This window comes from Roseitranquillus sediminis (genome assembly GCF_016918935.1).
Taxonomy (GTDB): Bacteria; Pseudomonadota; Alphaproteobacteria; order Rhodobacterales; family Rhodobacteraceae; genus Roseitranquillus; species Roseitranquillus sediminis.
The window spans coordinates 79803-103756 of record NZ_JAFFOB010000007.1 but is presented as its reverse complement, the minus strand read 5'-3'; the positions used below and the strand labels follow the sequence as shown (position 1 = coordinate 103756).

Here is a 23954-nt window from a genome sequence, read left to right as displayed (position 1 = left end):
CGTGCCGCCGCTCGACCTTTACGTCTGCGAACCCGGGTGCGAACCATGCCGGGGCGACAGGAGGGAGGCGACATGAAAGTCCTGATGACCGGCGCGACCGGAGAGGTGGCGGGCTTCATCCGCCCGATGCTGCGCGAGCGCTACGGGGACGTGGTGTTGAGTTCGCGGAGCGAGGTCGAGGACCTGCAGGAGGGCGAAAGCTCGCGCCCCGCCGACCTCACCGATCGCGCCGCGCTCGACGCCGCGATGGAGGGGGTGGACGGCATCATCCACCTGGGCGGCCAGTCGGTCGAGGATGACTGGCAGACGGTGCTGAAGTCCAACATCGACGGCCTCTACACCTTCTACGAGGCGGCGCGCGGGGCGGGGGTCAACCGCGTGGTCTTCGCCTCCTCGATCCACGCCATCGGCTTCTATCCCCGCCACCGCCGCATTGGGCCGGACGATCCGACCCGGCCCGACACGCGCTATGGGCTGAGCAAGGTTTTCGGCGAGGGGCTGGCCTCGTTCTACGCCGACAAGTTCGGCATCCGTACCCTTTCAGTCCGCATCGGTCAGTGCGTGCCCGAACCCGTGGACGCGCGGCTGCAGCAGATCTGGCTGCACCCGGAGGACTTCTTCCAGCTCTGCACGATCGGGCTGGAGCATCCCGACATCCACAACCAGATAGTGTTCGGCGCGTCGCACAACACGCGCAACTTCTGGGACAACGAGCCGGCCTTCCGCCTCGGGTACCGCCCGAAGCACGCGGCCGAGGATTACGAGTCGCCGCGAAGCCTTGCGGAGGAGACCGAGCGAGACCCCGTGGCCGACGCGTTCCAGGGCGGCATGTTCGCCGCCGAGGAGTTCGACGGCGACCTCGACCGCGCCCTCTGGTCCGCGCGATGAGGCACGGTGGCCGGATACTCGCCGATGCGCTGGCCCTGCACGGGGTCCGGCGCGTGTTCTCGATTCCGGGCGAGAGCTTCCTCGCGGCCCTCGACGGCTTCCACGACACCGGCGTTCAGAACGTCGTCTGCCGTCACGAGGGAGCGGCGGCGATGGCGGCGGACGCGACTGGCAAGCTGACCGGGCGGCCCGGCGTCGCCTTCGTCACCCGTGGGCCGGGGGCGACGAACGCGGCGGCGGGCGTGCACGTGGCGCGGCAGGACTCGACGCCGATGATCCTCTTCGTGGGCCAAATCGCCCGCGGCCACCGCGACCGCGAAGCGTTCCAGGAGCTCGACTACCGCGCCGTCTTCGGCGGCCTCTCCAAGTGGGTGGCCGAGGTGGACGAGACGGAGCGCCTGCCGGAATACGTCATGCGCGCTTTCCACGTCGCGCAGTCGGGGCGTCCGGGGCCGGTGGTGCTGGCGCTGCCCGAGGACGTGTTGTCGGCCGAGGCCGATGTGCCGGACTTGCCTCCGACGGGGACGGCGCGGCAGGCGGTTGACCCGGCGGCGGTGGACGAGGCGCTGGAGATGCTGGCGCGGGCCGAGCGGCCGCTGATCGTCGCCGGCGGCCCCGAATGGTCGCAGCGGGCGGCGGACGATCTCGCCCGCTTTGCCGAGGGCTGGCGCGTGCCGGTCGCGGTGGCCTTTCGGCGGCAGGACCGAATCGACAATACCTCGCCCGCCTATGCCGGTGACCTTGGTGTCGGCGCCAACCCGGCGCTGGTTCGGCGGCTGGCGGAGGCCGACCTGGTGCTGGCGCTTGGGACGCGCCTCGGCGACATCGTGACCGCCGGCTACGAGACGATCCGTCCTGCGGAGCCGCCGGCCATCGTCCATGTCCACCCTGCGCCGGACCTGCCCGGCACCGTCTACCGCACGGCGTTGACGATCACCGCCCGCGCGCCCGACGCGGTGGCGGCGCTGGCCGCACCCGAGCCGCGCCCGCGAAGCGACGGGTCGATGGAGCAGGCGCGGGCGGACTACGATGCGTGGCAGAGCCAGCGCCGCACGCCCGGCGCCCTTCGGATGGAGGAGGTCGTAGCGCGGCTGGCCGAGCGCCTGCCGACCGAGGCGATCGTGACGAACGGCGCGGGTAACTACGCGGCGTGGCTGCACCGCTACTTCCGCTGGCGGCGCTATGGCACGCAGGTCTCCCCGACGAGCGGCAGCATGGGCTACGGCCTGCCCGCCGCCATCGCCGCCAAGCTGGAGCGGCCGGAGGTGCCGGTGGTCTGTCTCGCCGGCGACGGCTGCTTCCAGATGACCGGCAACGAATTCGCCACCGCCGTGCAGCATGGCGCGAACGTGGTGGTCCTGGTCTGCGACAACGGCCGCTACGGCACGATCCGGATGCACCAGGAGCGGGCCTATCCCGGCCGCGTTTCCGGCACCGACCTCATCAACCCCGACTTCGCCGCGCTGGCCCGCGCCCATGGCGGCCACGGCGAGACGGTGCAGCGGGATGCGGACTTCCCCGCCGCGCTCGACCGGGCGCTGGCGGCGGAACGTCCGGCGATCCTGCACCTGCGGCTCGACCCGCGCACGCTGTCGACAGGTGCCGACCTGCCGGCCTGACGGCTAGAGCCAGCCGGCGATGAGTGGGACGAGGATCGCCGTCAGGAGCGCGTTGAGACCCATGCCGATGCCCGCGAACGCACCGGCCGTCTCATTCACCTGAAAGGCGCGGGCGGTGCCGATCCCGTGGCTCGCCACGCCCACGGCGAAGCCGCGCGCGCGCCAGTCGCGGACGCGGAGGGCGTCCATCAGCGGCGTCACCACGATGGCGCCGGTGATGCCGGTCAGGATGACGAGCACCGCGGTCAGCGTCGGCGAGCCGCCGATCTGCTCCGATATTCCGAGGGCCACCGGCGCGGTGGCCGACTTTGGCGCGAGTGACAGAAGCGCCTCGCCCCGCACCCCGAGCGCCGCCGCCACGCCCAGCGCGCTCAGTATTGCCGTCAGCGAGCCGGCGACAAGCGCCGCGGCGATGGGCAGGAGCGTCCGCCGGACCCGCGCCGCGTTGGTCCAGAGCGGCACGGCCAGCGCAACCGTCGCCGGCCCGAGCATGAAGTGGACGAACTGCGCACCCTTGAAGTAGGTTTGATAGGGCGTGCGGCTGATCCAGAGGAGCAGCGCCAGGATCACCACCGCCACCAGGACCGGATTGACCAGCGGCCGCCGTCCCGCGGCGCGGAACGCCGCGTCGCCCGCGAGGTAGGCGAGGATGGTCGCAGTCAGCCACAGCAGTGGCTCTTGCGAGAGATAGCTCCAGAGCCCCGTGATGTCGTTCATTGGCTCTCACCATCCTCGGCACCGACGAGGCGGCGGACGGCGAGAAACGTGCCGACCGCGACGAGCAGCGCAAGCACGGTGCTGACGAGGATCGCCGCGAAGATCGCCACGCCGTCCTCGCCCAGCCGGTCGAGGTGGCCCACGACGCCCACGCCGGCCGGCACGAAGAGCAGCGACAGGTTGGCGAGCAGGACGCGCGCCGTCGGCGCCACCCGCTCCGCCAGATCCGGCAGCAGCGCCAGTGCGGCCAGCAGCAGGCCGAGGCCCAGCACCGGCCCCGGGACCGGCAGGCCCAGCGCACGCGACGCAATTTCGCCTGCGAGCTGGAAGCTGAGGAGGATGGCGAGCCCGGCGACCATGACGCGAGTCTTAGGTCACGCCGTCCGCCGCGTCATCCGCCATCCACGCCCATATCTCGGGCCAACATGTCGGGTCCGACACCCGATCTTGACAAGCGCCCCGCGCGTGAACGAGGCTGAAAAGAAAAAACGCACGAGGAACGGGCAGTCCATGCGTTTCAACCGCCTTCGTCTGACGGGCTTCAAGAGCTTCGTCGACCCCACAGATTTGACGATCGCCGAGGGGCTGACCGGCGTCGTCGGCCCGAACGGCTGCGGCAAATCGAACCTGCTCGAGGCGCTGCGGTGGGTAATGGGCGAGAACCGCCCGACAGCGATGCGCGGCGGCGGGATGGAGGACGTGATCTTCGCCGGCGCCGCCACGCGGCCCGCGCGCAATTTCGCCGAGGTCGCGCTGCTCGTCGACAATTCCGAGCGACGCGCGCCGCAAGGCTTCAACGACAGCGACGTGCTGGAGGTCGTGCGGCGGATCACGCGGGACGCCGGCTCGGCGTACAAGGCCAACGGGCGCGACGTGCGGGCGCGCGACGTTCAGATGCTCTTCGCCGACGCCTCGACCGGCGCGCACTCGCCGGCGCTGGTGCGGCAGGGGCAGATCAGCGAGTTGATCAACGCCAAGCCGGTGGCGCGGCGCCGCATCCTGGAGGAGGCGGCGGGCATCTCCGGCCTCTACCAGCGGCGGCACGAGGCCGAGCTGAAGCTGAACGGGGCGGAGACGAACCTTGCGCGGGTCGATGACGTGGTCGAGCAGCTCGCGTCGCAACTCGGCTCGCTGGCGCGGCAGGCGCGGCAGGCGGCGAAGTACCGCGAAATCGGCGCCGCGCTCCGGCAGGCGGAGGGCGTGCTGCTCTGGCGGCGCTGGCGCGATGCCGAGGACCAGCGGACTGCCGCCGAGGCGGAGCTGGCCGAGGCCCTCCGCGCGGCGTCCGAGGCCGAGCGCGCCGCCCGCGCCGCCGCCGCCGCGCGGGAACAGGCGGCCGAGGCGCTGCCGCCGCTGCGCGAGGAGGCGGCAATCGCGGGCGCGCTGATGCAGCGCCTCGACGTGGAGCGTGACACGCTCAAAAGCCGGCGCGAGGCGGCGGAGACGGCGATCCGCACGCTGACCGGCCGGGCGGCGCAGCTCGAGCGGGACGTCGAGCGCGAGGAGTCGCTGAACGGCGACGCGACGGGCACGCTGCAAAGGCTTGATGACGAGGCGCGGCGACTGCGGGACGAGGCGGAGGGGCACGACGACCAGCTGGCCGAGGCCGCGCACGCCGCCGAGGATGCGGCGGAGACCCTGCGCGAGCACGAGGATGCGCTCTCGGACATGACGGAGAAGATGGCGGTCCTTGTGGCGCGGCGCCAGTCCATGGAGCGCGCCGCTGCCGAGAGCCGTACAGCGGTGTCACGCGCCGAGGCGGAGGTCGAGGGGGCCAGGCAGGCACAGGAGACTGCGCGCGAGGCGCTGCGCCGGGCGGCGGCGGCGTGCGACGAGACCGAGGCGCGGCGCGGCGCGGCGGTCGAGGCGGCCGGCGCGGCCGACGAGGCGCTGGCCGAGACGGACGCCGCGCGCGCGGACGTGCAGGCCCGCGAGGCGGACGCTGGGGCGGCCCATGCGGCGGCCGCGCGCGAGGCGAAGACGCTGGAGGCCGAGACGGCGGCGCTGGAGCGGCTGCTCCGGCAGGAGCGGGCGTCTGGCAACCGCCTGCTCGACAGCGTATCGGTTGCGTCCGGCTTTGAGGCGGCGCTGGGGGCGGCGCTGGCCGACGATCTGGAGGCACCGCTTGCCGAGGGCGACGGGCCGGGCTGGGCGGCGCTGCCCGATCTCGGGCCCCAGGAGGCGCCGCCGGGCGCCCGGCCGCTCGCGGAGCTGGTGGAAGGGCCGTCCCTGCTGACGCGGCGCCTGACCCGGACGTTCCTCGTCGCGCGCAGCGACGGGGCGCGACTGCAGCCGGCGCTCCGGCCGGGGCAGCGACTGGTCAGCGTCGAGGGTGACCTCTGGCGCTGGGACGGGCTCCGGACGGTTGCGGCGAGCGCCGCCTCGCGTGCCACGTTGAGGCTGCAGCAGGCGAACCGGCTGGCTGAACTGGAGGCGGCGCTGGCCAAGGCGCAAGCGGCCCTGGAGACGACCGCGCGCGATCATGAGGCGGCGCGCGAGCGGCTCGATGCGCTGGTCCGGGACGAGCGCCGCCACAGAGAGGTGCGCCGTGCCGCCGAGGAGGCGGCAAGCGCCGCCGCGCGGGCGCTGTCGCGGGCGGAGGCGGAACGGAACTCGGCCCAGCAGCGTCTGGAAGGGGCCGAGCAGTCCGGTGTCCGCCATGCGCGCGAGGCGGAGCAGGCGCGCGGCCGGTTGGCCGAGGCCGAGGCTGCGCTTCACGGGCTCGGCGACCTCACCGCCGCGCGCGCGGCAATCGACGAGGCGAAGACCACGGTGGAGGCGGTGCGGCTGGCCATGCTGACGCGCCGCTCCGCGCACGACGAGCTGCGCCGGGCAGGCGAGGCGCGGGAGCGGCGGCTGAAGGGCATTGCCGCCGACCGCGAGACCTGGAGCCGGCGGCTGGAGACTGCCGAGAGCAGGCTAGCGGACCTGCGCGCGCGGCGGGAGAAGGCGGCGGCGGAACTGGCCGCGGCGGAAGCGGCGCCGGCGGCGCTGGCGGAGGAGGAAGCGCGCCTGCGGCAGGCGGTTGAGACGGCCGAAGGGCGGCGGCGCAAGGCGGACGATGCGCTCGCCGCCGCGGAGACGGCCGAGCGGGCGGCGGAAAACGCGGCGCGCGAGGCGGAGCGCAGGGCGGGCGCGGCGCGCGAGGCCCGCGCGGCGCGGCAGGCGCGGGCGGAGGCGGCCGGCGAGGCTGCAGGCGCCGCCGTCGCGCGCATCGCGGACGAGGCGGAGGCGACGCCGGAAGCGCTTGCCGAGCGGCTGGGCGAGGCCGCGACCGGCGCCCGCACCGCCTCGGAGATCGAGCACGAGATCTCGGGCCTGCGCCACAGGCGCGACGCGCTGGGCGCGGTGAACCTGCGCGCCGAGGAGGATGCGCGAAGCGTGCGGGAGGAGCATGACATGCTCCTGTCCGAGAAGGCGGACCTCGAGGAGGCCATCTGCGCCCTTCGCCACGGCATCGCCGGGCTGAACCGCGAGGGGCGCGAGCGGTTGCTGACCGCGTTCGAGCAGGTCAACGAGAACTTTGCGACGCTCTTCACCCACCTCTTCGGCGGCGGGGAGGCGCGGCTGGAGCTGGTGGAGAGCGACGACCCGCTGGAGGCGGGGCTGGAGATCCTCTGCCAGCCGCCGGGCAAGAAGCTGAGCGCGCTTTCGCTCCTGTCCGGCGGAGAGCAGACGCTGACGGCGCTGGCCCTGATCTTCGCCGTGTTCCTGGCGAACCCCGCGCCTATCTGCGTTCTCGACGAGGTCGACGCGCCGCTCGACGACGCGAACGTCACGCGGTTCTGCAACCTGCTCGACGAGATGACCCGGCGGACCGACACCCGCTTTCTCATCATCACGCACCACGCGGTGACGATGTCGCGGATGGACCGCCTGTTCGGCGTCACGATGGGCGAGCAGGGGGTGAGCCAGCTCGTGAGCGTGGACCTGCGCGCGGCCGAGAGCCTGGTGGCCTGACTGGGGCGCTCCCGCCCCCCGGACTGCGCGCTGGCGCGCTTGCCGGGGGTTGGGCCGGGCGCCGCGCCTGACGGCGCGGCGCGGTCGCGCTGGGTGTCAGAGGCGCTGCAGGAGTTCCGGCGTTGGCCAGGCGTCGGCCGGCAGGCCCAGCCGCCGCTGCTCGGCCTGCACCGCCGAGCGCGTCATCGCGCCGAGGATGCCGTCGATGCCGCCGACGTCATGCCCGCGCGCGGCGAGCTTCTGCTGGAGCTGGCGCATCTGGCCCTCGGACAGGGCAGGGGAGGGATTGCCGGCGGCGTAGACCGGCGCACCCTCGAGCCGGGTGGCGAAGTAGGCGGCAGTGGTAACGTAGACGAAGCTCCGGTTCCACTCGAAGAGGACGTTGAAATTCGGATAGGCGAGGAAGGCGGGGCCGCCCCGCCCTTGCGGCAGGAGCACCGAGGCAGGCAGGTTCGTGATGCTGCCCCAGCGAGGCTGCACGCCCAAGCGCGCCCATTCGCCACCGCTGCGCTGCACGTCGAGGCCGGTTTGCGCCCAGTCGAAGCTCGCGGGCAGCGTCACCTCCTGCAGCCACGGCTCGTTCGGGCGCCAGCCTAGCGAGCGCAGGACCGCGGCGCCGGTGAAGAGCGCGTCGGTGGCAGAGCCCTTGAGGTCGACGCGGCCGTCGCCGTCTGCGTCGACGCCCTTCTCGATGATTTCGGACGGCAGCATCTGCACCATCCCGATCTCGCCCGCCCAGGCGCCCTGCGTCTGCGCCGGATCAAGCGCACCCTGGCGGTAGAGCTCGAGCGCGGCGAAGACCTGCGGCCGGAAGAGGTCCGGGCGCCGGCAGTCGTGCGCCAGCGTCATCAGCGCATTGACGGTGTTGAAGTCGCCCTGCACCTGGCCGAAGTCGGTCTCGAAGGCCCAGAAGGCCAGCAGGACGCCGCGGCTGACGCCGTAGCGCTGCTCGATCTGGTCGAAGACGGCGTCGTAGCGCTGGGCCATGCGGGCGCCGTTCTGCAGCCGGTTCTGGCTGATGAGGCGGCGGGAGAAGTCGATGAAGGGCAGCTGGAAGACGCCCTGGGCCCGGTCGGCACGGATCACCGCCGGGTCCTGTCGGACGCCGGCGAAGAAGCTCCCGACGGTGGACTGATCGAAGCCGCGGGCGCGTGCTTCTGCCGCCATGCGCTGCACGAAGCCGCCGAAGTCGCCACCGCAAGCAACCTGCGCGGCGGACGGAAGGGGAAGGGCGAGAGCGGCGGCGAGTAGGAGGATCCTGTGCATGCCGCAGAGCATCGGGCGCGGGACGGCGGCGTCAAGTCGTCAGCAAAGAATCGCTTGTCTTCCATGTGGTGTGTGTCGACGTTAGATGGTCGTTAAACTGCACGGACGAACGTGCCGGCAAGGGGCCGCGGCAAGCCGGTTGCCGCAGAGGTATGTGATGCAGGTTCTGATCGTTCAGCCGAAGGCGGCGCTGGCCGATCTCTGGCGCCGAGCGCTGGAGCGTCGGGGCGCGGCGGTGCGCGTGGCCACGACGCAGCATGAAGCGATAGACGAACTGCAGCGCGACCCTGCAGTCGACGTGGTGGTGCTGGACCTCGTCCTGCCGGGCGAATCGGCCTTCGCCGTGGCCGACTACGCCAGCTACCGCCGACCCGATGCCAAGGTCATCTTCGTGACCGACACCTCGTTCTTCTCGGACGGCTCGATCTTCCGGCACATCCCGAACGCCTGCGCGTTCATGCGGGCCGAGACCAGTCCCGAGGACCTTGTCGCGATCGTCGAGCACTTCTCGTCCACCTGACCGCAGGCGAGCCGAGCTTGGATCGCCCTCCGGCTCGTGCCATCCAGCTCCTAGAATTCGGCTGCCTCCCAAATCCGGATCGGGCCTGCCACCTGGCGCGGTGTTGTGCGGAACCGGCTTTGCGACCCTCGCCTTCGATCTGCATCCGTGGTCTGGGGCGCGGAGCTCTCGAGCGCACGGCCGATTTCGGTTGATCGACAAATTTGAAGAACAGGGCCCTGCAGAGCCCGGTCAGTGGGTTGCGGTCGATGGCGAGGATGAAGCCGCCGCCGACCGCATCGTCGTGCGGCGTCAGCCGGTCGATCGGGCCGGGTCGTAGATTACAAGGAACTGAAGCGGCTGACGCGTCGCCGAGGCGCTCGGCTCCGTCTCGGACCGTTGGCGTAAACGACGACCGGACCGAGGTCCGCTCATGGACGCCAGGTTGCTAAGGATCGTGGGCTGCACGATGGGCCGGCGGGTCGACGCGCGGCGGACGCGGGCGCCCGCGCTGCGTAAGCCGGCCGAAAGGTGGCCGCGGGCGGCAGGAAGCCGGCGAGAACTACGGTGACAGCCTTCGCGAGGCGAACCCGGTCGGCTCCTTCACAGACGCGGAAACCCGGACGACGGTGACATACGGAGACGCTGAAGGTCGATGGCGTGGGGCCGCTCGCTGCGTGGAGAAACCCCCGCCGTCAGCGCGTAGCACGACGCCCGGCGCTTCACCCGTCGCCCGGCTGCCTGAGCCCCGACCGCTACGAAAGCAGCATGGCCGGCTACCGATGAGAGGCGCCGCCTGTTGGTGTCCGGTCCGGGGACCGCTTCACCTGGGCGGGCGGAGTTGGATCTGTCGCAGCGCCGCACGGGGCCGCCGCCGCTACATCAGCAGACTCTGCGACTTCTTCAGGCGGTCGCGCCCGTGCGGATCATCCCAGTCGAGCACCGGGTTGATCGGGATGATGCGGTGCGGATTTACCGTGTCGTGGCTGTAGTGGTAGTGCCGGACGATGTGGTCGAAGTCGACCGTCTCCGCGACGCCCGGCCACTGGTAGAGCTCGCGCGCGTAGGGCCAGAGGTTCGGATAGTCGCGCAGGTAGTTCCGGTTGCACTTGAAGTGGGTGTGATAGACCGGGTCGAATCTGAAGAGCGTCGTCGCGAGGCGCCAGTCGGCCTCGGTCACACGGTCTCCGACCAGGTAGCGGTTTTGCGCGAGGATGCCGTCGAGCCAGTCGAGGCTGTCGAAGAGCGCGCGTGCCGCATCGTCGTAGGCCTCCTGCGAGGTCGCGAACCCGGCCTTGTAGACGCCGTTGTTGACGGTGGAATAGACGCGCTTGTTGACTGCCTCAATCTCGTCGCGAAGTTCCTCGGGCCAGTAGTCGTCGGTGTTGCCGGTGAGGCCGTCGAAAGCGGAATTGAACATGCGGATGATCTCGGACGACTCGTTCGAGACGATGGTCTCGCGCTGCTTGTCCCAAAGGACCGGGACGGTGACGCGGCCCGAGACATCGGGCTTGGCCTTCACGTAGAGGTCTCGCAGATAGGGCAGGCCGTAGAGATCGTCGCCCGTCGCGCCGGGGAAGTCGTCGCGAAGCTCCCAGCCCTCGTCCAGCATGTCAGGATGGACGGCGCTGACGCCGATGTGCGGCGCGAGGTCCTTGATCCGGCGGAAGATCAGCGTGCGGTGAGCCCAGGGGCAGGCGAGCGAGACGTAGAGGTGGTAGCGCCCGCTCTCGGCGGCAAATGCGCCCTCGCCCGTGGGACCCGCCGCGCCGTCAGCCGTGATCCAGTTGCGGAACTTGGAGGTCGAGCGGACGAACTTCCCGCCCGTGCTCGCCGTGTCGTACCACGCGTCGTGCCAGACGCCGCCGATGAGCTGTCCCATGCCATCTCCCTTCTGACCAATCCTCTACATGGCTCGCGACGGTTGCGTGGGAACAGCAGGGCGCGCACATGGCATGCGCGCTGGCGCAGGAGTCACTGCAGGTCGGTGAAGGCGTGCTGCAGCCGCTCGACCGCTTCGGCGATCTGCACCCGCGGCATCCCGAGGTTGAAGCGCAGCCAGCTCTCGCCGCCCTTGCCGAACGCCGGGCCCGGGCTCGCGGCGATGCGGGCAACGCGGCCCACCCGCGCGTTGACCTCGTCGGCCGTCATTCCGGTGCCCGAGAAGTCGACCCAGGCGAGGTAGGTCGACTGCAGGGGCATGGAGCGCACGCCCGGGATCGCGTCGAGACCGTCGTCGAACAGGCGGCGGTTGCCGTCGAGGTAGCCCACCAGCTCGCCGACCCATTCCGCGCCCTCGGGCGAGTAGGCGGCGCGGACCATCCCTTGCCCGAGGAAGTTGGCGCTGATCGAGCTCGCCTGCATCCGGGCGGCGAAGCGTGCGCGTAAGGTGGGGTCAGCGATGGTGACGTTTCCGATGTGCTCGCCGGCGATGTTGAAGGTCTTGCTGGCGGCGGTCAGCATCACCAGCCGGTCGGCGACCTCGGGCGCGGCGAGCGGCATCGGGACGTGCGCGTGCGGTGCGAAGACGAGGTCGTGGTGCACCTCGTCGCTGACGAGGATCAGGTCGTGGCGGCGGCAGAAGTCGGCGACCTGCCGCAGCTCGTCCCGCGTCCAGACCCGGCCGCCGGGATTGTGCGGCGAGCAGAGGATCAGCATCCGCTCGCGCCCGGTCATGGCGCTTTCCCAAGCGTCGATGTCCATGGCGTGGCAGCCGTCCGCGCCGATCGTCAGCGGCATCTCGACCACTTCGCGCGCATTGGCGCGGATCGCGCGGGAGAAGGCGTGGTAGACTGGCGTCATCAGGACGATCCCGTCGCCAGGCTCGGTGAGGGCCTGGAGGCAGAGCGAGACGCCGTTGACGAGGCCGTGCGTCGTGAAGACGTGGTCGGGGTCGAGCCGCCAAGCGTGCCGTGTCTCCATCCACCAGCGGATCGCCTCGCGGTAGGGCCCCTCGTCCCCGAGGTAGCCGAAGACGCCGTGCTCGGCCGCCTGCCTCAGCGCCTCGCGCACCTCGGGCGGCGAGCGGAAGTCCATGTCCGCCACCCACATCGCCAGCGCGTCCTCGCCGGCGACACCGCAACGCGCCTCCATCATGTCCCACTTCTGGCACTGGGTGCCGCGGCGGTCGATGATGCGGTCGAAGTCGGTCGTGAGGTCCACGTTCATGAAAAGGCCCCTGCTGATGGCGGCGCGAGGCTAGACCCTGCACGGCCGAGCGCAAGGGCCGTTGCGCGGCGCGGCGCCCTCGCCTAAATCCGCCTCCATGGCCCTGCGACCGATCCTGATCCATCCCGACCCGCGACTGAAGGCGGTGGCCGATCCCGTGGACGATATCTCGGACGAACTGCGGCAGCTGGCCGACGACATGCTCGAAACCATGTACGACGCGCCCGGCTCGGGCCTCGCCGCGACGCAGATCGGGGTGATGAAGCGCATCTTCGTGATGGATTGCGCCAAGAAGGAGGGGACGGATCCGCAGCCGATGGTGCTGGTCAACCCCGAGATCATCGCCCGCTCGGACGAGACCAAGGTCTGGGAAGAGGGCTGCCTCTCGATCCCCGAGATCTATGCGGACGTCGAGCGCCCGGCAGAGGTCGCCATGCGCTGGCTCGATCTCAGTGGAAGCGAGCGGGAGCAGACGTTCGACGGCTTCGCCGCGGTCTGTGTCCAGCACGAGCTCGACCACTTGAACGGGCGGCTCTACATCGACTATCTCAAGCCGCTGAAGCGGCAGATCATAACCCGCAAGATGCAGAAGCTGAAGCGCGAGCGGCAGCGCGCGTGACGCGCGTCTGACATTCCCGCCCGGCTTCCCATTCTCTGCTGCTGACAGCGTCCCGCAGGCGTGTGAAGCTGAGCCAGCAGCGGGAGCCCGGGATGAGCGAGTCGGCGCGGCACGATGTCTGGCGCGAGGGCAAAGCCTACGAAGGCTACATGGGCCGGTGGAGCCGGCAGGTCGCGCCCCTGTTTCTCGATTGGCTCAAGCCGCGCGAGGGGCTCGACTGGCTCGAGATCGGCTGCGGCAGTGGCGCGCTCACGCGTGAGATACTGGCGAGGAACCCCGCGAGCGTCCTCGCCATCGACAGGTCGCCAGACTTCATCTCGCAGGCCACGCGCAATCTCGATGATCCGCGGGCAACATTCCGGATCGGAGACGCCGAACACCTCGACGTGGCGAGCGAGAGCCGGGACCTGGTGGTCTCTGGGCTCGTGCTGAACTTCGTGCCGGACCGGGTGGCGGCGCTGGCAGAGGCGAAGCGGATCCTGCGCCCCGGCGGGCGCGTCGGATTCTACGTCTGGGACTATCCGAACAGGGGCCTCGAGTTTCTGGCCCGCTTCTGGGACGCGGCCATCGCGCTCGATCCACATGCGGAGGACCTGCGGGAGAGCCGGCGCTTTACGTTCTGCACGCCGCACGACCTCGTCTCCCTGACCGAGCAGGCGGGGCTGGTCGACGTCGCGTGCGAGGGTATCGAGACGCAGACGGTGTTCCGCGACTTCGACGACTACTGGCGGCCGTTCACCCGCGGCGCGGGACCGGCGCCCGGTTATTGCGCCAACCTTCCGGAAGATGCGCGGAAGCGTCTGCGGGCGTCGCTGGAGGAGGCGCTGCCTCGCCGTGCGGACGGGACCCTCGTGTTTCGCGCAAAGGCATGGGCGGTGACGGGGACGGCGTAGCGAGGCCCGCGCCGAGATCCGCGCTGGCGTCGCCGGGCGGGAATGGTAACAAGCTGCCCATGCGCATCGTCTTCATGGGAACGCCCGACTTTTCGGTTCCGGCGCTCGAGGCCCTGGTCGAGGGGGGGCACGAGATCGCGGCCGTCTACACGCAGCCGCCGCGGCCGGCGGGGCGGGGCAAGCGGGACCGGCCGTCGCCGGTGCAGTGCCGGGCGGAGGCGCTCGACCTCGAGGTCCGGCATCCTCGGACATTGCGCGATGCTGGGGAGCAGGGGCGTCTCGCCGATCTCGACGCCGACCTCGCGGTGGTCGTGGCCTACGGCATGATCCTGCCGCGAGCCGTGCTGGACGCACCCACGCGGGGCTGCCTCAACATCCACGCCTCGCTCCTGCCGCGCTGGCGCGGCGCGGCGCCGATCCACCGGGCGGTGATGGCGGGCGACGCAGAGACCGGCATCTCTATCATGCGGATGGAGGAGGGGCTGGACACCGGGCCGGCGCTCCTGATGGAGGCGACGCCGATCGGGCCGGAGGACACGACCGGCGACCTGCACGACCGGCTGGCGGCGATTGGGGCGCGGCTGATCGTCGAGGCGATCTCGCGGCTCGACGGCCTCGTCCCGGTGCCGCAGATCGAGTTCGGCGTCACCTACGCCACCAAGGTCGACAAGGCCGAGGCCAGGATTGACTGGAGCCGCCCGGCGGTGGAGGTCGACCGCCAGATCCGCGGCCTCTCCCCGTTCCCGGGCGCCTGGTGCCTGGCGGGGGACGAGCGGCTGAAGCTCCTGCGCTCGCGCCTGGCGGCGGGCGAGGGGGCGCCGGGCGAGCGGCTGGAGGGGCTGCGCATCGCCTGCGGCAGCGGCGCCGTCGAGGTGACCGAGGTCCAGCGCGAGGGACGTCGCCCGCTGAGCGCGGCCGAGGCGCTGCGCGGCGCGGACTTACCGGTACGGCTCGACTGACCGCTGCCCTTGGCCTTCGGCCGCGTCGGGCGCATATAGGGCCGCGAATCCGGAACAGGGGGAAACCGATGCTGGAGCTTGGCGGTCGGAAAGAGGACGCGGCGACGGATCTCATCAAGGACTCGACTGAGGCGACCTTCATGCAGGACGTCGTCGACGCCAGTCGCGACGTGCCGGTGATCGTCGACTTCTGGGCGACGTGGTGCGGTCCCTGCAAGCAGCTGACGCCCGCGCTGGAAAAGGCGGTGACCGAGGCGCGCGGCAAGGTGCGGCTGGTCAAGGTCGACGTCGACCGCAACCAGCAGATTGCCGCGCAGCTCCGCATCCAGTCGATTCCCACGGTCTACGCCTTTTGGCAGGGCCAGCCGGTCGACGGCTTTCAGGGCGCGGTACCGCCCAGCCAGATCAAGGAGTTCATCGAGCGCCTGGTGAAGCTCGGCGGCGGCGACGACGGCGATCCGCTCGCCGAGGCGGTCGAGGCGGCCGAGACGATGCTGGCGGAGGGCGCGGCGGTCGATGCGGCGCAGACCTTCGCAGCCATCCTGGGCGAGGCCCCGACCAACGCGGCGGCTTATGGCGGCCTCGTGCGCGCGCATCTCGCCATGGGCGAGGCTGACCGGGCGGCGCAGCTGATCGATGCGGCGCCCGCGGAAATTTCGGGTTCGCCCGAGCTCGAGGCGGCGCGCGCGCAGCTCGAACTCGCACGGCAGGCCGAGAAGGCGGGACCCGTGGCTGAGCTGCAGCAGGCGGTGGAGGCCGACCCGACGAACCACCAGGCGCGATTCGACCTAGCGCTGGCGCTCCACGCCAAGGGCGACGTCGCCGGCGCGGTGGACCAGCTGCTCGAGCTCTTCCGGCGCGATCGCGAGTGGAACGAGGCCGCGGCCAAGACGCAGCTCTTCACCATCTTCGACGCGCTGAAGCCGCAGGACCCGATCGTGCTCAATGGACGCCGCCGGCTCTCGTCGATGATATTTGCCTGAGGGCCCGCCGCGCCTACCTGCAGGTCCATGTTCACGGTCGCGGACCTGCCGCAGTCGATTCCCGTCTTTCCCCTGCCCGGTGCCCTGCTGCTGCCCCGGTCGCGTCTGCCGCTGCACATCTTCGAACCGCGCTACCTGCAGATGCTCGACGACACGTTCAAGACGCCGCACCGCCTGATCGGGATGATCCAGCCGCGCGAGGTGCCGGGCAGCGACGAGACGCGGCTGCACCGCATCGGCTGCGCCGGCCGCGTCACCGCCTTCTCCGAGACCGAGGACGGGCGCTACATGATCACGCTGAGCGGAATTTCGCGGTTCCGTGTCAGCAACGTGCAGGAGGGTTTCGCGCCCTACATCAGGTGCGACGTCGTGTGGCAGGACTTCGTGCAGGATCTCGGCGGCACCGAGCACGACAGCGGCTTTCCGCGCGACGGTTTCATGCGTCTGCTCGGGCGCTACTTCGAGTCGCAGCACCTCTCGACCGACTGGGACAGCCTGCGCGAGGCGGACGAAGAGCTCCTGATCAACTCGCTCTCGATGCTCTGCCCGTTCGAGCCGGAGGACAAGCAGGCGCTGCTCGAGGCGCCGTCGCTGGAGACGCGGCGCGAGACGCTCGTCACTCTCATCGAGTTCGCGCTGCGCGGCGGCTCCTCCGACGAGGCGATGCAGTAGCGGGCCGAGGGCGCTTGGCCGTTCGGAACAACTCCCCGCATCTGCTTACCTGGCTTCCGAATGCCGAGGGGCCGGGCGTCGCCGCCCGGCCCCTCGCAGATTGTTCGTCTTCGAAAGTTCAGTACGGCGTGACGACGATCTCGACGCGGCGGTTCTGCGCCTTGCCGGCCGCCGTCGCGTTGCTGGCGATCGGCTGGTCCTCGCCCCGGCCGACGGCCTGCAGGCGGCTGCCCGAGACGCCGTTGGCCTGCAGGATCGACGTCACCGCAAGGGCGCGACGCTCCGACAGATCCTGGTTGTAGGCCGCGCTGCCGTCGCTGTCGGTATGGCCGATCACGGTCACGCGGCTGTTGGGATAGCGCTGCAGGTTCGCCGCCATCACCCGCAGGTCGGACTGCAGGTCGGCCCGCACCGCGGTGCTGTTCACGGCAAACAGGATGTCCTGAGGCATCCGCACGATCAGCTGCTCGCCGGTGTTCACGACGTCGATCTGGCTGTTGTCGAAGTCGTTGCGCAGCTCGCGCGCCTGCCGGTCGAGCAGGGCGCCGACGCCGCCGCCGACCGCGGCGCCGAGCAGGCCGCCCACGGCCGCGTTCTGGACCCGGTCGTTGGTGTCGTCGCCGCGCCGCGCGCCGGCGATGGTGCCGATGGCCGCGCCAACGGCCGCGCCCTGCCGGGTGCGCTCGTAGTCGGGGCTGCCGATTGCGCCGCCGTACCCATAGGGGTCGGCGCAGCCCGCCAGCACCAGCGCGCAGGCGGATGCCAGCAGGACCGGTCTTGTCTTGATGCTCATGGTTCGAACCTCGTCACGATTACGCATCTCCGCCGCCGCACTTAGCGCACCCGGCAGCGGCTTGCACGACGCGATTGCGTCATCCCTCGGCGAACGACCGCCGAGGTCTCAGCCGCGCGCATCGGCCCGCGCGCTCTCGTGGGCGAGCAGGGCGCGCTTGACCGGCAGGCCCCAGTGATAGCCGCCGAGCCCGCCCGACTTGCGCAGAGCGCGGTGGCATGGGATCAGCCAGCTGACCGGATTGCGGCCGATTGCGGTGCCGACGGCGCGCACCGCGCGCGGCGAGCCTATGGCGCGCGCGACCTCCGCATAGGTCGTGACGTGGCCCGAGGGGATCGCCAGCAGCGCCTGCCAAACCTTGAGATTGAAGGGCGAGCCGATCAGGTGCAGCCGCGCCTCGCCCCGCTGCGCCAGCGCCGCCTCGACCCAGGGCGCCAGCGCCCCGGCGTCGGGCACGTAGGCCGCTGCGGGCCAGCGCGCGCGCAGGTCGTCGTAGGCGGCCGGCTCGCCCGTCTCCTCGGTGAAGGCCAGCGCGCAGAGGCCGCGCTCCGTCCCCATGGCGAGCATCGGGCCGAACGGCCCCTCGAAGCTGCCGGTGCGGATCGTCAGCCCGGCGCCGCCGCGCCGCACGTCGCCCGGCGTCATCGCCTCCCACCGCAGGAAGAGGTCGTGCAGCCGGCTCTGCCCGGACATCCCCAGCGCCTCCGCCGCCTCCAGCGTCGTGAAGCGCGCGCCGAGCAGGGCGCGCGCGTGGCTGACCGCAAGATATTGCTGGTAGCGCTTCGGCGAGACCCCGACCCACTGCGTGAAGAGCCGCTGGAAGTGCGCCGGGCTGAGCTGCATCTCAGCCGCCAGCTCGTCCAGCGTCAACTCGCGTCCGGCGCCGTCGATCTGGTCGATTGCGCGTCGGATCACGCCGTAATGGTAGCGGCTCTCGGGCTCAGCATCCGTGTCGAGCATCTTCGGTCTCCCCGCGGTCTGCGCCCAATCTACGCCGTGCGATCAGGCCGCACGACCCGGATCTTGCGCAAAGGGCGCCATTCCGGCTTGTCCCGCGCGCGCGCGGCCGCCATACCCGCAGCCGATGCCGGCTCAGCTCCCCTATGCCACGCTCAGCGAGATCTTCGCGCGCTTCGAGGAGGCCGAGTCCTCGCCCGTGGGGGAGCTTCGCCACGGCAACGCCTTCCAGCTGCTCGTCGCCGTGGCGCTCTCGGCACAGGCGACCGACGCCGGTGTGAATCGCGCGACCGAGCCGCTCTTCGCCGAGATATCGACGCCCGAGCAGATGCTGGCGCTCGGCGAGGAGGGACTGGCCGAGCGGATCAGGACGATCGGCCTCTACCGCAACAAGGCTAGGAACGTCATCCGGATGAGCCGCATCCTAGTCGAGCTCTACGGCGGCGAGGTGCCGGCGAGCCGGGCGGCGCTGGAATCGTTGCCGGGGGTGGGGCGCAAGACGGCGAACGTGGTGCTCAACACCTGGTTCGGCCATCCTGCGCAGGCCGTCGACACCCACATCTTTCGCGTCGCCAACCGCACCGGCGTGGCGCCTGGCAAAGACGTGGTCGCCGTTGAGCGTGCGCTCGAGGACCACGTGCCGGTGCCCTACCAGCTCCGCGCCCACCACTGGCTGATCCTGCATGGACGCTACGTCTGCGTGGCGCGACGGCCGAAATGCCCCGCATGCCTGATCCGCGATCTCTGCGAATACGAGGACAAGACCACATGACCCAGCTCTACGACGTCGTCGGAATCGGCAACGCCATCGTCGACGTCATCAGCCAGACCGACGACGACTTCCTCGACCGCATGGGCATCACCAAGGGGATCATGCAGCTCGTCGAGCGCGATGAAGCCGAGGCGCTCTACGGCGCGATGAGCAATCGCCACCAGATCGCCGGCGGTTCGGTCGCCAACACGCTGGCGGGGCTGGGGGCGCTGGGCATGTCGACGGGCTTCATCGGGCGCGTGCGGGACGACGCGCTGGGGCAATTCTACGTGGCCTCGATGGGCGATCACGGCATGGCGTTCGTCAACGATCCGGTTGCGGCCGAGCTGCCGACCTCACGCTCGATGATCTTCGTCACCCCGGACGGAGAGCGCTCGATGAACACCTACCTTGGTGTCTCCGCCGAGCTGGGGCCTGAGGACGTTGATGCGGCGGTGCCGGGTCGCGCGGCGCTCCTGTTCCTCGAAGGGTATCTCTTCGACAAGGAAAAGGGAAAGCAGGCGTTCCTCACCGCCGCGCGGGCCTGCCGCGAGGGTGGCGGCAAGGCCGGCATCGCGCTGAGCGATCCGTTCTGCGTCGACCGTCACCGCATGGATTTTCGCCGCCTGGTGGGCGAACTGGACTACGTCATCGGCAACGAGAAGGAGTGGATCTCGCTCTACGAGACACAAGATCTGGAGGCGGCCCTGGGCCACGCGGCCCGTGATTGTGGCCTCGTGATCTGCACGCGTTCCGGGGAAGACGTCATCCTGATCCGGGGCGGCGAGCGGGTCGTGGTGCCCGTGGAGCGGGTGCAGCCGGTCGACGCGACGGGGGCGGGGGACCAGTTCGCGGCGGGGTTCCTCTATGGGATTGCGACCGGACAAGACCTTGAGAACGCAGGTAGAATGGGCGTGTTGGCGGCTCGCGAGGTGATCGGGCACTATGGCGCGCGGCCGGAGGTGGACGTGCGGGAGCTCTTCCGCGAGGCGGGGCTGAAATGACGGCAAGGTCAATGGCTTGAGGGAGGGGCGGATGGCCTACAGCTATGACGATCAGAACATCTTCGCCAAGATCATCCGGGGCGAGATCCCGAACGACACTGTGGCGGAGACGGAACATTCGTTGGCTTTCAATGACATAAGGCCACAGGCGCCGGTGCATGTGCTGGTGGTGCCGAAGGGGCGCTATGTCTGCCACGACCATTTCGCGGCCGAGGCAAGCGACGCGGAAGTGCTTGATTTCATGCGGCTGACGGCTCGCGTGGTGGCGGAGCAGGGGCTGGCCGACGGCGGCTACCGGACGATCTCGAACGCCGGCCAGGCGGGTGTGCAGGAGGTGCCGCACTACCACCTCCACATCCTCGGCGGCCGCCCACTCGGCCGGATGCTCCAGCCCGGCTGAGCCCGGTTCTTGCAAATACGTGCAAGATTTCGACGCCCATCTTGCATGTTCTTGCAAAATCTGGCCGGGGTTGCGCGGGCGGTGTGTCCGCCTAGAGGCCGTTCTCGCGGATGAAGCTTTCGTAGCGCGCGACGACCTCGGCCGGCTCTCGCTCATGATAGCAGCTGTCGAAGGTCTCCTGAAAGCCAGGGGGCACCGTCTCCCAGGCGCTTGGATCGGCAATCCGCAGCTTCTCGTAGAGCGCGGCGTCGCCCGCCAGTTGCGCCGCGTGCTCGGTGCAGACGCAAACCAGCGCCATTCCGCGCTCGCCGACGTTGTAACCACGGGCGGCCATCGCGCGCACTTGGGCGGGCTGGCAGGTCGCCACGAAGGCGCGCCAGTCGGCCTCGGCCATCTGCGGCACCTCCGGCTCGACCAGGGTGACGCCGAAGGCAAGCGCCAAGCCCTCCTCGAGCTGACGGAATTCGTCGCTGTGGCATCCGGCTGCGTCGATCAGGTTCCAGACTCCTTCGCGAACGCCGGAGAGCGGATTGCTGTTGATAGAGCGGATGTTCTCCCGGACCCAAGGCGCGAATTCCGGCCGCACGTCGAGCCCGCTCTCGGCGACCATGGTCTCGCGGTCGCGCTCGATGCCGAAGCCGTCGCGGGTGACCGTGTCGATCTGCGTCGTGTAGCGCACTGTTTCGGCGTTCTGTCCCAGGCACTGCGCGGGATGGTCCGCGATGGCCTGCAGCGCATGAAAGGCATCGACGGTGACTTCGCCGGGACGTGCCTTCTCCGGGGCGTGGTGCCAGATGGCCAGGAAGCCCGGGAAGATGATCGTGCTCTGCAGGAACGGCGGGAGCTGCGTCCGGTCGTAGATGTCCTGCGCCTGAACCGCGGACCCGAGGGACGCGACGACCAGCGCGAAAACCAGAAGTGCTTTTGTCATATCGGCGTCTCCCACGACGTGAAGTCGGGGAAGTCTCCGGGCGGCGCGCGCGGGAGTCAACGGCGGTGGGCCCCGCGCCGGATGCAGCGTGATGAAGCTGCGGTTGGAGACGAAGGGACAGGCGCGCGGAGGCGCTGGATCATGACGGAGCGACTTCCGCGGAGCGCGCGGAGCCGGACGAGGCGCGGCTGCGACGCGCGGCGCCCATCTCGGCGCGCGTCTCTGCCCATGGCAGCCCGCCCGCGTGGATCGCGGCAAACAATGAAACGGCGCAGAGCCTGAGGACGTGGACGGGCCGCTCATGTTCAGCGACCGAACCGAAGGGCATGCACTCCGCAGGCGGCAGTTGGCGCCTGCGCCGGTCCATGGCAGGGCCGACGCCTTTCGTCCTGCTCGGGTGCTAAGCGGGCGTTGGAGCCTCGTGTCGGCTCGGGCTCGCGTCGTGCTGGCGACTGATCTATAGAGCGGGTCTGTAGTGGAGGTGTCGTTGTCGGTTCTTGAGCGCAATCGGGTGACGGTGACGGGGCAGGGCGCGAGGGTCTTGCTCTTCGCGCACGGCTTTGGGTGCGATCAGGCAATGTGGCGGCAGGTGGCACCTGAATTCGAGACGGACCACAGGGTCGTGCTCTACGACCTGACCGGGGCCGGGGGCTCGGACCTCGGGGCCTATGACTTCGCCCGCTACCGCTCGCTAGACGGGCATGCGGAGGACATGATCGAGATCTGCGAGGCGCTGGGGCTGGAGCGCGTGGTGGCCGTGGGGCACTCGGTCAGCGCGATCATCGCTGCGCTGGCCGCGATCCGCCGCCCGGACCTGTTCGACCGGCTGGTGCTCCTGTCGCCGTCGCCCTGCTTCATGAACGACGGAGCGTATCGTGGCGGCTTCGAGCGCGCGGAGCTGGAGGGGCTGATCGCCTTCATGGACGAGAACTACCTCGGCTGGTCAACGCAGCTGGCGCCGACGATCGCGGGGCAGGACGGCGACGAGCCGGGGGCGGTGGAGCTGACACAGAGCTTCTGTCGAACCGATCCGAGGATCGCGCAGCATTTCGGCCGCGTGACGTTCCTGTCGGACCGGCGGGCGGACATGCCGAACCTGGAGGTGCCGGCGCTGATCGTGCAGTGCGCCGACGACGCGCTGGCGCCCGTGGGCGTGGGCGAATGGATGCACGCGTCGATCCCGCGCAGCGCTCTGGAGGTGGTGGATGTCAGCGGCCACTGTCCCCACCTGACTGCGCCGGACGTGACGGTGCGAGCGATCCGAGCATATCTTGGCCGTGACGGCAGCTGACCGAGACAGCCTGCCACAGCTCGAGGAGCTGGCGGCGGAGCTTCTGGAGGATGCGCCGTGCGGCATCGCGGTGACCGATCCCGACGGGCGGTTCCTGATCGCGAACCGGATCCTGTGCCGCTGGGTGGGCCGCTGTCGCGACGATCTGGTGGAGAAGGCGCGGCTGGGTGACCTGCTGACGGTGCCGGGGCGGATCTTTCTCGAGGCGCACGTCGCGCCCATGCTGCGACTGCAGGGCTTCGTGCGCGAGATCGCCTTTCAGCTGGTGCGCGAGGACGGCGGGACGCGTCCGGTGCTCTTGAATGCGGTGGTGCGGCGCGGCGCCGACGACCGGATCGAGCGGATCGACTGGACCCTCTTCGACGCGACCGAGCGCGCGGGCTACGAGGCATCGCTGCGCGAGGCGCGGTCCGAGGCCGAGGAGCTGGCGGCGATCGTCCGATGCTCGCCCGACGGGGTGATCCGCGTCGGGCCGGAGGGACTGGTCCGTCGCTGGAATCGGGGCGCGGAACGGCTGCTAGGCCTGTCAGCCGACGCAGCCCGGTCGCGGCAGATCGAGTCCGTGGTGCGGTTGAGCAGGGCGGAGGGCTGGTTCGCCGAGCATGCGCGCCCGGACGCCGTCGCGGGCCTGCAGTTCGCGGCGGCGCTCGAGGATGGCACCGACCTCGAGGTGCAGGTCCTGCCCGTCAACGAGAATGGCGGGCTCTCCGATCCGGATTACTCGGTGGTGCTGCGCGACGTCTCGGCGCGGCGCAGCGCGGAGCGGCAGCTTCACCTGATCATGGGCGAGCTGAACCATAGGGTGAAGAACGTGCTGAGCGTGGTGCTGAGCATCGCGCGGCAGTCGCTCACGGGGCCGGAAGCGGCGGAGTTCAAGGCGCGGATGCATGCACTGTCGCAGGCGCAGGACCTGCTGATCGGGATGGACTGGCGCAACATCGGCCTGCACGACCTGATGGAGCTGACGGCGGCGGAGGCTGGCGGGGCCGACCGGATGAGCTATCGCGGACCGCCGCTGGACCTGTCGCCGAAGCGGGCGACGAACATGGCGCTGGCGCTGCACGAACTGGCCACGAACGCGCTGAAGTACGGTGCGCTGTCGGTGCCGGAGGGGCGGGTCCTGGTCACCTGGGAGGCCGTCGGCGAGGAGGGCGGAAGGATCCGCCTGAGCTGGATCGAGCGCGGAGGCCCGCCCGCCCGGCCGCCCGCGCGGCGCGGCTTCGGCACGCGGATGATCGAGGCGGTGTTCGCCGCCGAGTTCGAGGCGGAGGTCCGGTTCGATTTCGAGGAGCAGGGCCTGTCCTGCTCGTTCGAGTTCGAGGCCCCGGTCGACTGAGGCGGGCACGGCCGGCAGCGCGGCGGGCTTTGTCGCGATAGCAGCGCCTGACGCTCGTTTCTCTGCCATTCGCGCGCGGCGAGACGCTGGCTCGCGCTCGACCCGTCTGTCCGCCATCGGGCGGGGGGTGACGATCTCGTCGCTGGCCTCGTGGCAAGCGAGGAGGTGGATCGGTCGTCGCGTCGGCGCCAGTGAGTTCTGTCGATCCAGGCGATGCAGTCGCGACGTTGGCGGCCAGCCGGGCCGAA

The 23954-nt window shown here is 70.5% G+C and carries 22 protein-coding genes; 14 read left to right on the top strand and 8 right to left on the bottom strand.

Translation table 11 applies throughout. The features are described 5' to 3' along the window. Nucleotides 1-72 precede the first annotated feature (72 nt). Nucleotides 73-888: an NAD-dependent epimerase/dehydratase family protein gene (locus JM664_RS03875; RefSeq protein ID WP_227418595.1), complete on the top strand. Its 816-nt coding sequence runs from the start codon at nucleotides 73-75 to the stop codon at nucleotides 886-888. Continuing rightward, nucleotides 885-2507 (top strand): thiamine pyrophosphate-binding protein, encoded by a 1623-nt coding sequence (locus tag JM664_RS03870; protein WP_227418594.1) that lies wholly within the window; start codon nucleotides 885-887, stop codon nucleotides 2505-2507. The genes JM664_RS03875 and JM664_RS03870 overlap by 4 nt, the downstream gene beginning before the upstream one ends. Nucleotides 2508-2510: 3 nt before the next feature. On the opposite strand, the gene JM664_RS03865 is transcribed toward JM664_RS03870, so the two are convergent. Further along, nucleotides 2511-3224 carry an LrgB family protein gene (locus JM664_RS03865; RefSeq protein WP_227418593.1) on the bottom strand — a complete coding sequence of 238 codons (714 nt, stop codon included), beginning with the start codon at nucleotides 3222-3224 and terminating at the stop codon, nucleotides 2511-2513. Continuing rightward, nucleotides 3221-3583 carry a CidA/LrgA family protein gene (locus tag JM664_RS03860; RefSeq protein WP_227418592.1) on the bottom strand — a complete coding sequence of 121 codons (363 nt, stop codon included), beginning with the start codon at nucleotides 3581-3583 and terminating at the stop codon, nucleotides 3221-3223. Before JM664_RS03860 ends, JM664_RS03865 begins: the two co-directional genes overlap by 4 nt. A 151-nt stretch (nucleotides 3584-3734) precedes the next feature. Between JM664_RS03860 and smc the strand changes: the two genes are divergently transcribed. Next, the gene (gene smc / locus JM664_RS03855) at nucleotides 3735-7184 is read left to right on the top strand and encodes a chromosome segregation protein SMC (RefSeq protein ID WP_227418591.1); all 3450 of its coding nucleotides are present in this window, start codon (nucleotides 3735-3737) and stop codon (nucleotides 7182-7184) included. Nucleotides 7185-7280: 96 nt separating this feature from the next. Here smc and JM664_RS03850 read toward each other — a convergent pair whose 3' ends face one another. Then, entirely contained in the window at nucleotides 7281-8450 is a 1170-nt protein-coding gene (locus JM664_RS03850) for a lytic murein transglycosylase (protein ID WP_227418590.1), read from the bottom strand. Nucleotides 8451-8607: 157 nt separating this feature from the next. On the opposite strand from JM664_RS03850, the gene JM664_RS03845 reads away from it, so the two are divergent. After that, nucleotides 8608-8970 carry a response regulator gene (locus JM664_RS03845; protein WP_227418589.1) on the top strand — a complete coding sequence of 121 codons (363 nt, stop codon included), beginning with the start codon at nucleotides 8608-8610 and terminating at the stop codon, nucleotides 8968-8970. Nucleotides 8971-9826: 856 nt separating this feature from the next. Here JM664_RS03845 and JM664_RS03840 read toward each other — a convergent pair. Together JM664_RS03840 and JM664_RS03835 are read right to left on the bottom strand one after the other, a co-directional pair. Beyond that, complete coding sequence (locus tag JM664_RS03840; RefSeq protein ID WP_227418588.1) at nucleotides 9827-10831, bottom strand: glutathione S-transferase family protein; 1005 nt, start codon at nucleotides 10829-10831, stop codon at nucleotides 9827-9829. Between the two features lie 92 nt (nucleotides 10832-10923). Continuing rightward, the gene (locus tag JM664_RS03835) at nucleotides 10924-12117 is read right to left on the bottom strand and encodes a MalY/PatB family protein (protein ID WP_227418587.1); all 1194 of its coding nucleotides are present in this window, start codon (nucleotides 12115-12117) and stop codon (nucleotides 10924-10926) included. A gap of 97 nt (nucleotides 12118-12214) precedes the next feature. Between JM664_RS03835 and def the strand changes: the two genes are divergently transcribed. The 5 genes from def (at nucleotide 12215) to JM664_RS03810 (ending at nucleotide 16243) form a co-directional block, all read left to right on the top strand. Beyond that, nucleotides 12215-12736, top strand: coding sequence for a peptide deformylase (gene def / locus JM664_RS03830; protein WP_227418586.1), 522 nt, complete (start codon nucleotides 12215-12217; stop codon nucleotides 12734-12736). A 92-nt stretch (nucleotides 12737-12828) separates the two neighbouring features. Continuing rightward, nucleotides 12829-13629, top strand: a complete 801-nt coding sequence (locus JM664_RS03825; protein WP_227418585.1) for a class I SAM-dependent methyltransferase — start codon at nucleotides 12829-12831, stop codon at nucleotides 13627-13629. A 59-nt stretch (nucleotides 13630-13688) separates the two neighbouring features. Further along, nucleotides 13689-14588, top strand: coding sequence for a methionyl-tRNA formyltransferase (gene fmt / locus JM664_RS03820; RefSeq protein WP_227418584.1), 900 nt, complete (start codon nucleotides 13689-13691; stop codon nucleotides 14586-14588). 68 nt (nucleotides 14589-14656) lie between these two features. After that, nucleotides 14657-15571, top strand: a complete 915-nt coding sequence (trxA, locus tag JM664_RS03815; RefSeq protein ID WP_227418583.1) for a thioredoxin — start codon at nucleotides 14657-14659, stop codon at nucleotides 15569-15571. 27 nt (nucleotides 15572-15598) lie between these two features. Then, nucleotides 15599-16243: an LON peptidase substrate-binding domain-containing protein gene (locus JM664_RS03810; protein WP_227418582.1), complete on the top strand. Its 645-nt coding sequence runs from the start codon at nucleotides 15599-15601 to the stop codon at nucleotides 16241-16243. Nucleotides 16244-16361: 118 nt separating this feature from the next. Here the strand turns inward: JM664_RS03810 and JM664_RS03805 are convergent, their stop codons facing one another. Next, the gene (locus JM664_RS03805) at nucleotides 16362-17036 is read right to left on the bottom strand and encodes an OmpA family protein (protein ID WP_227418581.1); all 675 of its coding nucleotides are present in this window, start codon (nucleotides 17034-17036) and stop codon (nucleotides 16362-16364) included. Nucleotides 17037-17144: 108 nt separating this feature from the next. Further along, on the bottom strand, nucleotides 17145-17996 hold the full coding sequence (locus JM664_RS03800; protein WP_227418580.1) for a methylated-DNA--[protein]-cysteine S-methyltransferase: 852 nt from the start codon (nucleotides 17994-17996) through the stop codon (nucleotides 17145-17147). Between the two features lie 124 nt (nucleotides 17997-18120). Here JM664_RS03800 and nth point away from each other — a divergent pair, with 124 nt between their 5' ends. Genes nth through JM664_RS03785 form a run of 3 tightly spaced genes read left to right on the top strand, consistent with a single transcriptional unit; the run spans nucleotide 18121 to nucleotide 20148 of the window. Beyond that, entirely contained in the window at nucleotides 18121-18765 is a 645-nt protein-coding gene (gene nth, locus JM664_RS03795) for an endonuclease III (protein ID WP_227418579.1), read from the top strand. Next, nucleotides 18762-19748, top strand: a complete 987-nt coding sequence (locus JM664_RS03790) for an adenosine kinase (RefSeq protein WP_227418578.1) — start codon at nucleotides 18762-18764, stop codon at nucleotides 19746-19748. The genes nth and JM664_RS03790 overlap by 4 nt, the downstream gene beginning before the upstream one ends. A gap of 31 nt (nucleotides 19749-19779) precedes the next feature. Beyond that, the gene (locus JM664_RS03785) at nucleotides 19780-20148 is read left to right on the top strand and encodes a histidine triad nucleotide-binding protein (protein WP_227418577.1); all 369 of its coding nucleotides are present in this window, start codon (nucleotides 19780-19782) and stop codon (nucleotides 20146-20148) included. A 91-nt stretch (nucleotides 20149-20239) separates the two neighbouring features. Here the strand turns inward: JM664_RS03785 and JM664_RS03780 are convergent, their stop codons facing one another. Then, nucleotides 20240-21079 (bottom strand): hypothetical protein, encoded by an 840-nt coding sequence (locus JM664_RS03780; protein WP_227418576.1) that lies wholly within the window; start codon nucleotides 21077-21079, stop codon nucleotides 20240-20242. A gap of 487 nt (nucleotides 21080-21566) precedes the next feature. Between JM664_RS03780 and JM664_RS03775 the strand changes: the two genes are divergently transcribed. Both JM664_RS03775 and JM664_RS03770 read left to right on the top strand, forming a co-directional pair. After that, entirely contained in the window at nucleotides 21567-22370 is an 804-nt protein-coding gene (locus JM664_RS03775) for an alpha/beta fold hydrolase (RefSeq protein WP_264465501.1), read from the top strand. Further along, nucleotides 22357-23706 carry a sensor histidine kinase gene (locus JM664_RS03770; protein ID WP_227418574.1) on the top strand — a complete coding sequence of 450 codons (1350 nt, stop codon included), beginning with the start codon at nucleotides 22357-22359 and terminating at the stop codon, nucleotides 23704-23706. Before JM664_RS03775 ends, JM664_RS03770 begins: the two co-directional genes overlap by 14 nt. The last annotated feature ends 248 nt before the right edge of the window (nucleotides 23707-23954 follow it).

Bases quoted from the DNA above. Each gene is read 5' to 3' on its own strand.
- JM664_RS03865 (WP_227418593.1), bottom strand. From the start codon at position 3,224: ATGAACGACATCACGGGGCTCTGGAGCTATCTCTCGCAAGAGCCACTG.
- JM664_RS03790 (WP_227418578.1), top strand. From the start codon at position 18,762: ATGACCCAGCTCTACGACGTCGTCGGAATCGGCAACGCCATCGTCGAC.
- smc (WP_227418591.1), top strand. From the start codon at position 3,735: ATGCGTTTCAACCGCCTTCGTCTGACGGGCTTCAAGAGCTTCGTCGAC.
- JM664_RS03785 (WP_227418577.1), top strand. From the start codon at position 19,780: ATGGCCTACAGCTATGACGATCAGAACATCTTCGCCAAGATCATCCGG.
- nth (WP_227418579.1), top strand. From the start codon at position 18,121: ATGCCGGCTCAGCTCCCCTATGCCACGCTCAGCGAGATCTTCGCGCGC.
- JM664_RS03835 (WP_227418587.1), bottom strand. From the start codon at position 12,117: ATGAACGTGGACCTCACGACCGACTTCGACCGCATCATCGACCGCCGC.
- JM664_RS03805 (WP_227418581.1), bottom strand. From the start codon at position 17,036: ATGAGCATCAAGACAAGACCGGTCCTGCTGGCATCCGCCTGCGCGCTG.
- JM664_RS03825 (WP_227418585.1), top strand. From the start codon at position 12,829: ATGAGCGAGTCGGCGCGGCACGATGTCTGGCGCGAGGGCAAAGCCTAC.
- JM664_RS03875 (WP_227418595.1), top strand. From the start codon at position 73: ATGAAAGTCCTGATGACCGGCGCGACCGGAGAGGTGGCGGGCTTCATC.
- JM664_RS03870 (WP_227418594.1), top strand. From the start codon at position 885: ATGAGGCACGGTGGCCGGATACTCGCCGATGCGCTGGCCCTGCACGGG.
- fmt (WP_227418584.1), top strand. From the start codon at position 13,689: ATGCGCATCGTCTTCATGGGAACGCCCGACTTTTCGGTTCCGGCGCTC.
- def (WP_227418586.1), top strand. From the start codon at position 12,215: ATGGCCCTGCGACCGATCCTGATCCATCCCGACCCGCGACTGAAGGCG.
- JM664_RS03780 (WP_227418576.1), bottom strand. From the start codon at position 21,079: ATGACAAAAGCACTTCTGGTTTTCGCGCTGGTCGTCGCGTCCCTCGGG.
- JM664_RS03850 (WP_227418590.1), bottom strand. From the start codon at position 8,450: ATGCACAGGATCCTCCTACTCGCCGCCGCTCTCGCCCTTCCCCTTCCG.
- JM664_RS03845 (WP_227418589.1), top strand. From the start codon at position 8,608: ATGCAGGTTCTGATCGTTCAGCCGAAGGCGGCGCTGGCCGATCTCTGG.
- trxA (WP_227418583.1), top strand. From the start codon at position 14,657: ATGCTGGAGCTTGGCGGTCGGAAAGAGGACGCGGCGACGGATCTCATC.
- JM664_RS03860 (WP_227418592.1), bottom strand. From the start codon at position 3,583: ATGGTCGCCGGGCTCGCCATCCTCCTCAGCTTCCAGCTCGCAGGCGAA.
- JM664_RS03800 (WP_227418580.1), bottom strand. From the start codon at position 17,996: ATGCTCGACACGGATGCTGAGCCCGAGAGCCGCTACCATTACGGCGTG.
- JM664_RS03810 (WP_227418582.1), top strand. From the start codon at position 15,599: ATGTTCACGGTCGCGGACCTGCCGCAGTCGATTCCCGTCTTTCCCCTG.
- JM664_RS03840 (WP_227418588.1), bottom strand. From the start codon at position 10,831: ATGGGACAGCTCATCGGCGGCGTCTGGCACGACGCGTGGTACGACACG.